The sequence below is a fragment of the Sphingomonas sp. CCH10-B3 genome, from assembly GCF_001556185.1.
In the GTDB taxonomy this organism is placed as follows: Bacteria; Pseudomonadota; Alphaproteobacteria; order Sphingomonadales; family Sphingomonadaceae; genus Sphingomonas; species Sphingomonas aquatica.
The window spans coordinates 54,201-66,013 of the sequence record NZ_LSIJ01000104.1 but is presented as its reverse complement, the minus strand read 5'-3'; the positions used below and the strand labels follow the sequence as shown (position 1 = coordinate 66,013).

General features: G+C 63.1%; 13 protein-coding genes and 1 pseudogene. 2 read left to right on the top strand and 12 right to left on the bottom strand.

Annotation, left to right across the window (positions count from 1 at the left end; all coding sequences use genetic code 11):
* Positions 1-16 precede the first annotated feature (16 nt).
* The 12 genes and pseudogenes from AX672_RS17300 to AX672_RS17245 form a co-directional block, all read right to left on the bottom strand.
* A complete protein-coding gene (locus AX672_RS17300) occupies positions 17-1,315 on the bottom strand; it encodes a conjugal transfer protein TraH (RefSeq protein WP_331711213.1) in 1,299 nt (432 codons plus the stop codon).
* A 1-nt stretch (position 1,316) separates the two neighbouring features.
* The gene (locus tag AX672_RS17295) at positions 1,317-2,162 is read right to left on the bottom strand and encodes a conjugal transfer protein TraF (RefSeq protein ID WP_066653694.1); all 846 of its coding nucleotides are present in this window, start codon (positions 2,160-2,162) and stop codon (positions 1,317-1,319) included.
* Positions 2,143-3,870: a conjugal transfer protein TraN gene (locus AX672_RS17290; RefSeq protein WP_066653692.1), complete on the bottom strand. Its 1,728-nt coding sequence runs from the start codon at positions 3,868-3,870 to the stop codon at positions 2,143-2,145. The genes AX672_RS17295 and AX672_RS17290 overlap by 20 nt, the downstream gene beginning before the upstream one ends.
* Complete coding sequence (trbC, locus tag AX672_RS17285) at positions 3,867-4,631, bottom strand: type-F conjugative transfer system pilin assembly protein TrbC (protein ID WP_066653684.1); 765 nt, start codon at positions 4,629-4,631, stop codon at positions 3,867-3,869. Before trbC ends, AX672_RS17290 begins: the two co-directional genes overlap by 4 nt.
* Positions 4,628-5,656, bottom strand: coding sequence for a conjugal transfer pilus assembly protein TraU (traU, locus tag AX672_RS17280; protein WP_066653680.1), 1,029 nt, complete (start codon positions 5,654-5,656; stop codon positions 4,628-4,630). The genes trbC and traU overlap by 4 nt, the downstream gene beginning before the upstream one ends.
* Complete coding sequence (traW, locus tag AX672_RS17275; RefSeq protein ID WP_372587595.1) at positions 5,653-6,300, bottom strand: type-F conjugative transfer system protein TraW; 648 nt, start codon at positions 6,298-6,300, stop codon at positions 5,653-5,655. Before traW ends, traU begins: the two co-directional genes overlap by 4 nt.
* Positions 6,297-6,821: a S26 family signal peptidase gene (locus AX672_RS17270; protein WP_066653679.1), complete on the bottom strand. Its 525-nt coding sequence runs from the start codon at positions 6,819-6,821 to the stop codon at positions 6,297-6,299. Before AX672_RS17270 ends, traW begins: the two co-directional genes overlap by 4 nt.
* Entirely contained in the window at positions 6,808-7,215 is a 408-nt protein-coding gene (locus AX672_RS17265) for a type-F conjugative transfer system protein TrbI (protein ID WP_066653677.1), read from the bottom strand. The genes AX672_RS17270 and AX672_RS17265 overlap by 14 nt, the downstream gene beginning before the upstream one ends.
* Entirely contained in the window at positions 7,212-7,604 is a 393-nt protein-coding gene (locus AX672_RS17260; RefSeq protein WP_066653675.1) for a hypothetical protein, read from the bottom strand. The genes AX672_RS17265 and AX672_RS17260 overlap by 4 nt, the downstream gene beginning before the upstream one ends.
* 29 nt (positions 7,605-7,633) lie before the next feature.
* A pseudogene (locus AX672_RS17255) lies at positions 7,634-7,846 on the bottom strand (hypothetical protein); the annotation flags it as partial.
* Between the two features lie 82 nt (positions 7,847-7,928).
* Positions 7,929-8,168 carry a type IV conjugative transfer system protein TraL gene (gene traL / locus AX672_RS17250; protein ID WP_231731422.1) on the bottom strand — a complete coding sequence of 80 codons (240 nt, stop codon included), beginning with the start codon at positions 8,166-8,168 and terminating at the stop codon, positions 7,929-7,931.
* Between the two features lie 26 nt (positions 8,169-8,194).
* Entirely contained in the window at positions 8,195-8,524 is a 330-nt protein-coding gene (locus AX672_RS17245; protein WP_054725555.1) for a hypothetical protein, read from the bottom strand.
* A gap of 583 nt (positions 8,525-9,107) precedes the next feature.
* Here AX672_RS17245 and AX672_RS17240 point away from each other — a divergent pair.
* Both AX672_RS17240 and AX672_RS17235 read left to right on the top strand, forming a co-directional pair.
* The gene (locus AX672_RS17240; protein WP_066653670.1) at positions 9,108-9,431 is read left to right on the top strand and encodes a WYL domain-containing protein; all 324 of its coding nucleotides are present in this window, start codon (positions 9,108-9,110) and stop codon (positions 9,429-9,431) included.
* 28 nt (positions 9,432-9,459) lie between these two features.
* On the top strand, positions 9,460-11,799 hold the full coding sequence (locus AX672_RS17235; RefSeq protein WP_066653668.1) for a UvrD-helicase domain-containing protein: 2,340 nt from the start codon (positions 9,460-9,462) through the stop codon (positions 11,797-11,799).
* The last annotated feature ends 14 nt before the right edge of the window (positions 11,800-11,813 follow it).

The following is an 11,813-nucleotide window of genomic DNA, read 5'->3' as shown; positions in this document are numbered from 1 at the left end:
CCCGCACTCCGCTAATTTACGCCGCGACCTGTGCCAAATGTTCTGACGACGGACAGACATTGACCTGGTTCTGCCACATCGCGATCTTCGCTTCGTCGGCCCCGATGAAGCTCGACATCGATCGGCCGGCCTCGCTGACGATGCGGTCGAGCACGGCAAACAGCAGGTCGACACTGGCGATCTCGGCGAGGGTCTCGCGGTCGTCGGTCGGCATGCCCCGGCCATAGGCCGCCTGTACGGTCAGGATCTTGTAGAGCGGGATCGATGCGACCTGCAGTAGTTCCTTCTGCTCTTCACTGATCGCGGTGTCGTCACGGATGGCCTGAACCATCCCGCCTATGAGCGCCGCCACCCGCGGTCGCAGCGCTTTCGATGCGGGCAGGCTCAGCGACTTGAAACCCGGGTTGAGGCACTTCTCCGTCTCGTCGCAGTCGAAAATGAGGACGTTGCCGTTCGTGGTGCCATCGAGCAACGAGGTCACAAGCGTCGACGAGGCTTCGCCGACGATCGGCACGAACCTTCCTGGCTCATCGTCCTTGGGCGGCACGTAGATGATCGTGCCCAGCAGCGTCATGGCATATTCGGCGAGCTCTTCGTCGAAGCGGCCCCCTGGCGAGAAGAACGCCGACTTCTTGAGGATCGTCCAGGTGTAGTTTCGCGGCACGCCAGGATTGACGTCGTCATACTTGCCCGAGCCTTGCGCGGTCGTGCTCGAACGCTGCCCCCTGGTGCCGCAGCCGTGCTTGGCTGCGGCATAGTCGGTGAAGATGCCCTCGGCGTTGCCGATCGCTTCGCAGACCGCCTTGTCGGCAAGGTCGCCCTTCGGCCAGATCCCGCCCACCAACCCTTGAGCCATCTCGCAGGAGTTGATGTTGAGGTTGTTCATGAGCTGAGCCTTCTGGCTGAACTCCTGCATGATCTTCGAGCATTCCGGGCAGACCGTGTCGATCGCGAGGCTGAAGGCGAAGCCGACCGCATTGTTGGCGACCGCCTTCAGCATTGCCACGATTTCGCTCGCGTTGATGAAGCTGAACGAACCGGCGAAGATGTCGATGCCGCCGCACCCAGCGCGGGCGCGCGGCAGCTGCAGGTTGGCGATGTTGGTCGTCTTCTGGGGAAAGCGCGTCCAGACATTGCCGAGGCTGTAATAGCCGGCCGATTGCCCCTGGAACGCGGTCGGACCGTTGACGTTGGCTGCGCCGCCGACGTCATTCAGAAACGAGTCCATCGAACTGCCGACGTCGGCAGATGCGCCAGATAGCGGGAAGGTGAGGGGGAGGGTGGCTGCAAGGATCGCAGCGACGACTCTTTTCATCCTAGTAGTCACGTCCAGCTTCCTTCGATGTGAGGAGGTAGATCCGGTCCTGAAGCTCGTCGGCGCTCATGACGCCGTAGCCGATCGGGATGGGGCGGCCGGTCTGCGCGTCCCAGAGCACGACCGCAGGCGTGATCTTGGGCTCCAGGCCCATGCGGCTGCGCTGGGTGGTCTCGACCGTGTAGTTCGGGAAATGGCGCGATGGGCCGCCATCGGTCGAAATCGCGCGCACGGCGATGTGCCAGGTCGAGGCAACGCTCTGCACGATCGGCGACATGACCTCACAGGCGCCGCAGCTCTGGGCGAAGAAGTAGAAGAGCCCGTAGCGCTCGGAGAGCTGCGCCATTACCGCGTTCCGTTCCGCGCTGCGCGAATCCTGCCACTGGCGCTTGCCGAGTGTCGAGACCGGGCGCTGCAGCGTGTAGTCGAGCTCGGGATCCTGCCAGATCGCCCGTTGCCAGACGTCGCTGAAGAGCGACGCCCGGTCGAGCTGGGCCCGCTGGAACCGAATGTAGGCCGTCACATTGGCAGGTGTGGGCTCGAGGATCGCCTTGGCTTTGAGCTCCCGCAAGGTCGCCGTGATCGCGTCAAGCTGGCTCGTGGCGCTCGCCGCTGGCGCGGGTGCCTGCTGTTTCGGCGGTTTGGGCCGGGTGCAGTAGAACCAGTACCCGAGCCGGCGCTCCTCGCAGTAGAAGCTGTCCTGCCGCTCATTTGTCTCGGCGCGTGGCAGCGCAACGGTTTGGGTGGTGGTCGTCTGCGCGGTCGCGGGCGAAAGGAAACAAGCGGCATTGGCAATCGCGCAGGCGGCGAGCAGCCGCCACGCGGCCTTACTGGCGGGCGCGGGCATAATAGTCCTCGATCTTCTGTTGGATTTCCTGGGTGGCCTGCAGTTCGTCAGGCAGGCGGGCGGCGTCGGTGAACTCGGCATAGATTTCGGTGAAATCCATTCGGCTCAGATCAAGCCTGGCGAACTCGTCGATGGTGAACCCGGAGCATTGCTCGGTCTTCGGCTTGCCCCACGGCTTGTTCAGCTGCTGGCGGCCTTGCTCCTGCAGAATCCTCGACAGCTTGGATTCAAAGCAGCAGTAGACCTTCTTCTTGGTCAGGCAGACGCCAAGGAAGGAGGACGAGCAATAAGTGCCGACGTAGGCGCACAAACCTTGCGCGTCCTTCTGATGCAGCAGCATCTCCTCGCGGCTGCAGCCCAGCGCCACGAGCAGCTGGATGCCCGGAATCAGCGGGAAGCCTTTGCCCTTGCAGCAGTTGAGAATGCCGAAAACCTTCGATGAGCAGCTTTCGCGGGTCCCCTTGAACAGGGTGAGATTGTCCGGATCGAATTCGCGGCGTGCCTGGTTCATCGCATTCAAGGCGACGGCAGCGTCTTTGAACTCGTCGTTGGCCTCGCGCTGGATAGTCTCGCACGAGCCATCGATGCAGTAGACATCGCCATCGCAGATGAACTGGTTGCTGTTCGCGGGCTGGTCCGGAACCGGGCAATCATAGACCCGCTCCCAGGTGCGGCAGGGCTCGCCAGCGAGACAGTCTTCGCGCACGAGCTTGCAGCCCGGGTTGGTTTCAAGCGTCTGGCAGTCCTGAGCCTGCGTGAACTGTGCGCAGCTGTAACTGCGGCTCCAGGCCCAACAAGGCTGCGTCACGGCGATGCCATCGACAATGCGGGTCACCGGATCGCTGTCGGTGCACGTCTCGGTGTCTTGCTGGCACGAGCTGTCCGCTGCGAGACCTGCACATTGGCTCTCATCGCGCATGGTTGTGACGACGTTCTCGCCCGTCACCGTATAGGGCGTGGCGCCATCAACCGGCGCGGTGCAACTGACGAGATCAACCCTGAGATCGCCGGAGTTGCAGCCCCAGTAGATCCCGAAATAGGGATCGCACAGGTTGATCGGATAGGACTGCGTGACCGTGCATTGCGGCGCGGGGTAACGGTTGCAGTTATAGACCGAAGCCGGGTCGACCCCGCTGCCGCCAACGCAATAGTAGCCGTAGACCTGACGCTGCTCGACCCGCGCGGTCAAAGTCACAGGGCAGGTCCGCGTTTCTTGGCTGGCGGTGTAGCCGACGTTGCAGGTCGCCATGTATCGCGCCGCGGTTCCGCTGGCCGGCGGTAAGGGCACGCAGCGCCCCTGCGAGCCGCCAATCGCCATCCCGCTCGTATAGGCGAGGGGATCTTTGCTGATCACATTGCTGCGCGCGATCGTCGCATCGAGATCCTGCGGCGCAAACCGGGCCCGCCGGTCCATCGAGTCCCGCATGGCCCTGTAACCGGTATTGGTCGTGGCCTGGCTCGCCGCTTCGCGGCTCATCCGGTCGGGATCGTCGAAATAGCCCGACTGACTTGGTGTGCCGCCGAAATTGGGGATGCGACTGGCATCCGGGTTTGTGGTTGCCGCACTTTGTGCGGATGCCGCCTTGTCTCGCCCGAAAGCCTTGCCGTCCGCCTTGGCAGCATCGGTTGTTGTCTGGGCGTGAAGCGGTCCGGCGAGGGTGAGCAGGAGCGCGCACACGCCCGTAAGAGAGAGGATTGGTCGTGTCATGGATCCTGCCTTTCAAGACGGGCGAGGTGCTGGGCCGCGAGCAAAGCGCCGGGGCCGCCGCCGTGCGCGAAGGTCTCAAGGGCGTAGGCTGCGCTGACATTGCCGCTCATCCGGTCGTGGGGCGGGACCTGCGTCCGACAATCGAACCCGTCGCACAGATCGAAGTCGCTGCTGGTGACGACGTAGGTGGGCACGGTCTCGATCCCGAAAGCACGGAAAAGCCGCGGGTCGATACCGACGCCGTCCAGCTGCTCGCCGGGCTTCGCGACTTTTGCCAATGCGTCCGTCAGAGCCTTGGCGCTGTTGCCAGGCAGACCGCGCAGGGCGACGATGCCGCCGGCCTTGGCCACGTCGTCGATCATTGCCCGTAACGCCGCCGGCGGTATCGAGAGCGAAGCAAAGGCTATAAACCTTGGCGCATCGCCCATGCGTTCGCTGGTCATGGTGCCGGCATCGGCCACCATCCGGTCAAAGTCGAAGGTGCTGGCCGGATCGTGCTTAGCACTTGCGGCGGCCTCACGGGTGAAGCGGCGAGCGTGCGCCTCGGCCTCGCTGGTGCTTGTCATGGCCTCCCGCGCCAGCGCCTCGGCCCTTGCGCGAGCATTGGCAGAGAGCGCGTCGGCATCACTGGCGCCAGCGCTGGCGCGTGCCCGGATGGCCGCCACATCAAGGTCCGGTTCGGCCGTCTGCGCCGACGCGCCAGCGAAAGCGGCAAGGCTCGAAAGCAAGGCGATCACAAGGAGATGAGGAATGGTTTTCATAGTGCGCAGCAGTTCCGCTTGCGCCAGACCAGATAGCCCATGTCCTCGCCAATGGCGGGATAGACCTGGCCTGCCGACATGAAGGTGGTGGAGGCACCAATGGGCGCGCAGGCGTAGCGGCCCTTGGTCTGCGGATTGGGATTGGTGGCCTGGAAGCGGTACTGCTGCTTGCGCATCACCGGCATCAGGTACTTGCCGCAAAGCCCCTTGCTGCCCATCGTCCCCCAGGCGACGAGCTCGCGGTGGAGCTTGTAGGAGAAGCGAGCGAGCGCGAGCCGCGAGGCCTGGACATGGCCAATGGTCGCCGAGACATTGCCGTTGAGCGGATACATCGTGCCCTGACAGCCCGCGCACCAGAACAGTTCATCGGTCGGCAGCTTGGCCGTTGCCGCCACGCAGTCGGCCGCGCAGGCTGCAAGCGCCAAGGGATTGGCGAACAGGACCGCTTCGGGGTTGATGATCGCAGTGAGTTCGCTGTCCTGCCAGAGCGGATCAATCTCGGTGATGTAGAGAATGTCGATCGAGCCGGACTCGAGGCACAGGAAGTCGGCAACGATCTCCATCCAGTAGATCAGCGGATAGGCATACCAATGGACATGCCACTGCGAGTTGTACTGGGTGTTGCCGCCGACAGCCGATGGCCCGGCCATCGACTTGAAGCCGATGTCGAACCCCGGATCGAGCTTCATCCCGCCCAGATTGACGAAGCACCACGGCTTCATGCTCACATCGGCAAGCCGGACTGGCTCCCAGAACCCCATGGCTATCCCGGGCCGCAGCCCGCACAGGCACACCGGCAGAGCGGGGTTGTTGGTGTCGGGCCGACTTGACGGCCAGATCTTCAAGCCTCCGATCGAAATCGGGAAAAGGCACGACCAGCAGATGTCCGTGATGGGATTGACGAACTTGCCGGTGCAGCGTCCCGGACCGGCCGCAGCTTGGGCAGGCGCGCTGGAGATGACACTCAGGCTGGTGAGCAGAAGTGCTCCGCAAAGCCATGACAAAAGACGATGTTTCCTGCTCATGATGGCGCCCGCTCTTTCGGAGTGACCGGCTGTTCGGTGATGAGAAGCGCGCGGCCCTGCTGCTCGACGGTTGCGGGCACCGCGCGAATGCCGAAGTGCTTCACCAGCGTGCCGCCCTGATCGAAGTAGAAGCGCCGCTGGCGGGCTTTCATGAGTTCGAGCGGCGCACCCCGCACGAGGATGAGCTTGGCCTTCGTGCTGGCATAGCGACGGGTAGCCCAGGCAAGCTGTGCCGGGTCGTCGCCATCGAGGAAGACGAGCGGAGCTCGCAGCGGCACGGTATCGAGCGGATTGACCCGCGTGCCTGCGGCAATGATGAGCCGGCCCTTGTCGTCAGCAATGTCGCGCTCGACGGTGATCGTCGGATCGAAACGCCAGCTGCGCAGCGCCGAGGCGAGGGAGATGCCAGCGACAGGCTCAGGCCGGTTGACCCGGGCGATCGTTCGCCGCTTCAGCTCTTCATTGAGACGAGCGGTCTCGCCGGTCTTCTCGAGCTGAGTAAGCCTGGCATGGATCTGCTGGAGCAGGTCCGGCTCGACCACTGGCCAAACCGTGCCGTGCTGGCCGTAGTCGCGAGCCATTGCCTGGGGGGCTATGGCAACCGCAAGCGCAGTGGCGCATATGGGGAAGGTGAGCAGCCTCACAGGATTGGCCTCCCGACCCCGAGAATGCGTGGGCCGCAAATCCAACCGATCGCGGCATAGCGGCTGTCGAAACCATCCTTGTGTTCGCTGGTGACGAAGTAGCAGCCTTGCGGAACGCGGCCCGTCGGGCCGAGCGCGAGGGGTTCACCAAGGCGGCTCGTGAGCTTGGCCTTGGCGACAGCCTGCCCATTGACGAAGTAGGTGCGGTTCTGCTCGGTGACGATGTCGCCCGGCACGCCGCTCACCCGCTTACCGAACGGCTTCGGCTCCGCTCCGAAATGCTTCACCAACAACGACGAAGCAGGCGGATCGAAAAGGATGATATCCCCGCGGTGCACGGCCGCCCCGCGCGTCACCCAAATGGCCCAGTAGGGCAGGCTGGGGCTCACGTTGATCATGAGCGCGTGGCCCTGAGCGAAGGCGGCGAGCGAGGAGAGTGCCAGCGCCCCGGCGCCAAGCCCGCCCCAAAGCACGATACGGCGAGCGGACGCAGAGCGGATCAGGCGATCAGCGGGCAGCATCGGGAATGGCTCCCATCCGGCGCACAACATCGGCGCGCACAGATTGCGTCAGGTCCGGCGTGCTCCCGGCCACTACGGCTTCGGCAACGAGGACCGTCCGGCCCTCGCGGCCAAGCTGCTGCACCGACGCTTCCACAGCCTTGAGGTAGGCCTGGACGCGCATCTTCGTTTCTTCCGGCGGACGACCAGCTCGTGCTTCGGCTTCGATGAAGTCGCCCATGATCCGGCTCAGCTGGACCGTGACGACCTCACGCTTCTCCAAGGTGAGCAGCTTGTCGGTCGTCCAGACACCCCACAGCACCTGACCGATCATGCCGACGCCGAGCACGACAGCGGTGAGATTGATCGATGCCAGCCGCCTGCGAAGGTCTGATGTTGCCAGAATGTTCCTCACAGCTTTTCTCCCGAGAGTTCGCGGTCGAGATCACGGATGAAGCGCGGCATGCGCCACACGACGACGAGCGTGGCGAGACCGATCAGAACGAACTTGCACTGGTCGAGGAAGGTCACGCGCCGTGCGAGGTCGGCCCCCAAGAAGCGGTCACCGAGGTTGGCGACATGGGCGAAGAAGGCATCGGGATTGCCGCCCGATAGAAGCAGGAAGAAGAGCAGCGGCAGGCCCAGCGCCATCAGATAGGACGAGCCCAGAAACTGACTACCGCGCAGCACGATGTAGCAGCCATCGGCGATGCGCGAGCGCCAGCTCGGCGCCGGCGGGAAGAGGGGCTGTTCGTCTTCGGGCGCATCCGTCTGGTCGAACGGGGTGACGAGGTGGAGAGGCATGAGTTTCGGAATCCTTTGATGAAGAGGTGTCAGCGATTGGGATGAGCGATGCGCTCGATGGCATCGGCGAGCTGGTGGCCCCGGGCGATCTCGGCATCGATGGCGGCGAAGGTCTGGGGCGAACTCGAGAAGAGCGTTGCCGAATAGTCGTCGAGCACGAGCCGTCCGATCGCCTCGGTCTCCGGCCCCTTGATGAACACCTCGGAATAGTCGCTCCCGGAGCGCTTGAGGCTGCGGATCACCTCGCCAGAGGGCGGGATCATGCCGCCCTGCGGATCGCCGCTTGCAGACACAGCACTGGGCTGAGGCGAACGTCCCCGCGCGTCATAACCGCCTGCCTGCGGCCCATAGGCCGGTGGCGGTACAGCGGGTGCCGCCGTCGCGGGCTGTGCCGCTACGCAATGCGAACCAGGCGCCGAAGGCGACTATGATACCGATAAAGATATGCTGGGTGAGGATCCCCCAGGTGAAGGGGGCCAGCATTCCCGCGAACTCGTCGATGGTCCAGAAGCCGATAAGCTCCGGGTCGTCGAGGCGCCGGGGAATGATGTAAGGGTCTGCCATGGCGACGCCGCCTTCTCGTGCCGCGTTCAGATGACCGCGGTCACGACCGAGGTGACGATCGGAACACCCGTGCCGACGCCGATGCCGACACCGACGGGAACCGCGACCTGGCCGAGCGAAAACCGCCCGGACGCCAGACCGATCAGGCCACCGGCGAGGCTGAGGACCGTGATGATCTTGCCGCCCGAACCTTCCAGGAAATCCGTGAATTTGGTGAGGGCAGGGGTGAAGGTCGTATCCGCGCCAGCATAGGCGGCGCTCGCCGCAAGCGCCGCGACCGCGACCGGGATGGCAATGTTGAGGGTCTTGCCGAGACCCTTGACGCTGGCGCGCCGGGGGAGGGTGAGAGACTGCATGTGAAGCTCCGGTTGGAGGGGTGGTCACAGCGTTCTTGCGTTCGCTGTGTGTTCCACATGCATCTAGGAAATGATCGTAGGAAAGGGTTGGCATCAAATCCGCTTTGGAGACGGATGGATGCGGACACATTTTTTAGGGCTCGTCGGCCTTCAACAGCAATAATGACGATAATATAGGGTTTTCATGTCGAAGATCGCCGCCGCATGCGCCGTGATCCGCCGACGGCTCGGGCAGAGGAACTGATTCGCCTTTAAACGAGATGTTCGCTCTATGTTCTTTTCATTTTCCTACATGGGACACTTCGCGTTATGCCTGCGAGTCGCACCAGTTCAGAAGCTAGGAGACAACCATGTACCATCCAACCGCCGCCGCCAGACCGGCCAATGAAAGCCTGGCTCGCGTACTTGCCTATGCGATCGATGCGGCCGGCAAAGAGCACGCATCACACTGTGGATGGCGGTCTTCGCAACGTCGGCCCCGCCGCTGGCGAGATGGGCGGCCTTCAGGCCGGCCGCAACGACTGCAGGAGGCGCCTTCAGACTCGCGATCTCACGCAGTTCATTCACCTTTCGGCTCGACCGTATGAGCAACGTTCGAGACAGCGGGATCGTCGGCTGCCCGCCGGATGATTGGGATCTCGACGCCTGGATGGCCCGGAGTTTCGGCATCTGGCAAGAAGAAGACCATGACATTGTGCTGAGGGTCTTGCCGCATGCCGTGGAGCGTGCGCGCGCATGGCGATTCCACCCGCTTCAGCAGTTCGAAGATGATGGCGAAGAGGTGCTGGTGCGATTCCGATCCGGCGGCTTGTTTGAACTCGCCAATCATCTGTTCGGATGGGCTGGCGACCTGGTGATCGAAGGACCTGCGGCACTCCAGGAAATGATGGAGAAGTCCGACCCCTGATGGCTACGATGATCTTGCAACTGCGGTCATGCTCGCGGCCGACAACCTGGTTACTCATCCCGGACCGCTTGAGGATGCGGTCTCGCATGCGCGCGCTCTGGTGGAAGGCGCACAGTCGGCGATGACGGACTACGAGACCCGCAAGCGTGAGCTCGGCGTCATCGACTTTAGCGACATGGTGACGAACGCCGCGCGGATCCTCGAGGAAAAGCCAGCCGTGCTTGGCGCCATCATGGACGAGGTCGATTGCGTCATTGTCGACGAGTTCCAGGACACCAACCCGATCCAGTTCACCTTTCTGTGGGCACTCGCGCGTAGGGCCAAGCGGGCGCTGATCGTTGGGGACACCAAGCAGGCGATCATGGGCTTCCAGGGCGCGGATCCCCGGCTGACCGTCGCGCTTACACAGCAATTTGAAACCAGCCCACTCGACCGGAACTGGCGCTCCGATCCGCGCATCATGGATTTCGTGAACGCGCTGGGCCCGTGCCTATTCGGAGACGATTACACTGCGCTTGCCGCGCAGAACGCCGCCGGGCACGACACCGCCCTGGAGGTCATCGAGTTGGCCAACAAACGCGGCGCCCGCTCTGGTGGAAAGCCCCAGCATTTCATCGCTGATCGGCTCCTGTCTTTGCTGACGGATGATCAGGTCACCATCGTCGACAGGCATTCCAAGGCCCTGCGCGATCTGGAGCCGCGGGACGTTGCAATCCTGTGTCCGACGCACAACCACTGCGCGAGCTACGCGGCTGCGCTGCGTGCGCTGGGTTTGCCAGTCCGCGTAGCAGAAGGTGGCTGGTGGCAAAGCAAGATCGTCCAGGCTGCGTGCTTTGCTCTCCGCTTCGCCGTCGATCCTGCAGACAATCACGCAGCTATCTGCACCGCCACGCTCGGGCCTGGGGCGACACCTCTCACAGAGGCCCTGGGCGCGCTGGCCCGCAAGGGCCGGATCGATACACCCGAGCTAGCGGCGTTGCAGGGGCTTTGGCCGGACTCCCTTGCGACGCCCGTGGACAGACTGGTTCACCAGGTGATCCAGGTCGTCGGACTGCGCGACTGGTGCGACCGGCTTGACGACCCAGCCCAGATGAGAGCGGATCTCCTTCGCTTCGAGGCTGAAGCGGCGGCTTTCATGGAGGCACACCGCGATATGCGGGAAGCCTCCGGTTTCTATGGTCAGAGTGCCAACGTCTTCCTTGGCTGGCTCGAAAACAAGGTGGGATTGAAGGGCGAGGATTTGCGCCCCAATCCTGCCGGCGCCGAGGCCGACGGCATCGAGATCGTGACCTGGCACGCATCGAAGGGGCGGGAGTGGCCGGTCGTGGTCGTATGCGGTCTGGACCACAAGCTTGATCCTCGTGCTGGGACATTCAGCACAAAGTTTCCCGGCTTCGACGACCTCGATCATGTGATCGAAGAGGCGACACTTGCCTATGCTCCTGATTTTGCGGCTCCAGAGGCGACAGCGCGCTTTCTCCACGAGCTCTATCCCGAGAGTGAAGAAACAGCGCGCCGATTGCTGTACGTCGCCCTGACGCGTGCGCGTGATCGCCTGATCATCGAATGGCCACAGGACGACGACAAGGTTGAGCCGCCATTGCCACTAACGGCGCGCCGTCTTTTGCACGACGTCTGTAGCATCAAGTTACAGGGCAATGAGATCACTGTCGGTTCGGCGAACTTCCCGTCCCGCATGACGATCTGTGACAAGGAGATCCCGGCATCGTTCGATACGGTAGGCAGAATCTGCTTGGCGAGCAGCAACCGCGAACCCAGATTTGCAATTGAAAGGCGAGCTATCGGCCAGCTGACCTCGGTAATCAGCCCTTCCCAGGCAATCGCCACCGCTCGGCCGCTACCCTCGCAAATTGACACCCGGGCGATTTCGGTGGGTGTCCGGCTCACCGGATCGGATCTCGCCCAGGCAACGGATAAGGGAACTGCAGTCCACGAAGCCTTACGGATTTTGCTATGCAGGCCAGATCTGCGGGGCAGGGTCAGCCAGCATTGCCGGGTGTCCGACGCAGAGGTCCAGGTTCTCGAACAACAGGCGCAAGCACTTCGCCAGACCCTCGCAGAGCTAGGCTATCCGCGCCTGCATATCGAACAGCCAATCGAGATCGCACTGACCGATGGAGGACGTCAAAGCATCATCGTCGATCTGATTGCGGAGGGGGCTGAAGGCTTCATTATCATCGACCATAAGAGTGGCCCGATTGCTGACCATGCAGTCCGCTTCGAGAGCTATTGGCCGCAGCTAGCCGCCTACATCGACGCCGTCGGTAATCGAGGAGGCAAACCCGTCAACGGAGCGGCTGTATTTTGGACGGAAACCGGCGAACTGACGATCGGACTTGGGATTTGAGGGGCAGTCACTTG

Excerpts from the sequence above, each read along its gene's own strand:
- AX672_RS17300 (WP_331711213.1), bottom strand. The coding sequence starts at position 1,315 with ATGAAAAGAGTCGTCGCTGCGATCCTTGCAGCCACCCTCCCCCTCACC.
- AX672_RS17295 (WP_066653694.1), bottom strand. The coding sequence starts at position 2,162 with ATGCCCGCGCCCGCCAGTAAGGCCGCGTGGCGGCTGCTCGCCGCCTGC.
- AX672_RS17290 (WP_066653692.1), bottom strand. The coding sequence starts at position 3,870 with ATGACACGACCAATCCTCTCTCTTACGGGCGTGTGCGCGCTCCTGCTC.
- trbC (WP_066653684.1), bottom strand. The coding sequence starts at position 4,631 with ATGAAAACCATTCCTCATCTCCTTGTGATCGCCTTGCTTTCGAGCCTT.
- traU (WP_066653680.1), bottom strand. The coding sequence starts at position 5,656 with ATGAGCAGGAAACATCGTCTTTTGTCATGGCTTTGCGGAGCACTTCTG.
- AX672_RS17270 (WP_066653679.1), bottom strand. The coding sequence starts at position 6,821 with ATGCTGCCCGCTGATCGCCTGATCCGCTCTGCGTCCGCTCGCCGTATC.
- AX672_RS17260 (WP_066653675.1), bottom strand. The coding sequence starts at position 7,604 with ATGCCTCTCCACCTCGTCACCCCGTTCGACCAGACGGATGCGCCCGAA.
- traL (WP_231731422.1), bottom strand. The coding sequence starts at position 8,168 with ATGGCAGACCCTTACATCATTCCCCGGCGCCTCGACGACCCGGAGCTT.
- AX672_RS17245 (WP_054725555.1), bottom strand. The coding sequence starts at position 8,524 with ATGCAGTCTCTCACCCTCCCCCGGCGCGCCAGCGTCAAGGGTCTCGGC.
- AX672_RS17240 (WP_066653670.1), top strand. The coding sequence starts at position 9,108 with ATGAGCAACGTTCGAGACAGCGGGATCGTCGGCTGCCCGCCGGATGAT.
- AX672_RS17235 (WP_066653668.1), top strand. The coding sequence starts at position 9,460 with ATGCTCGCGGCCGACAACCTGGTTACTCATCCCGGACCGCTTGAGGAT.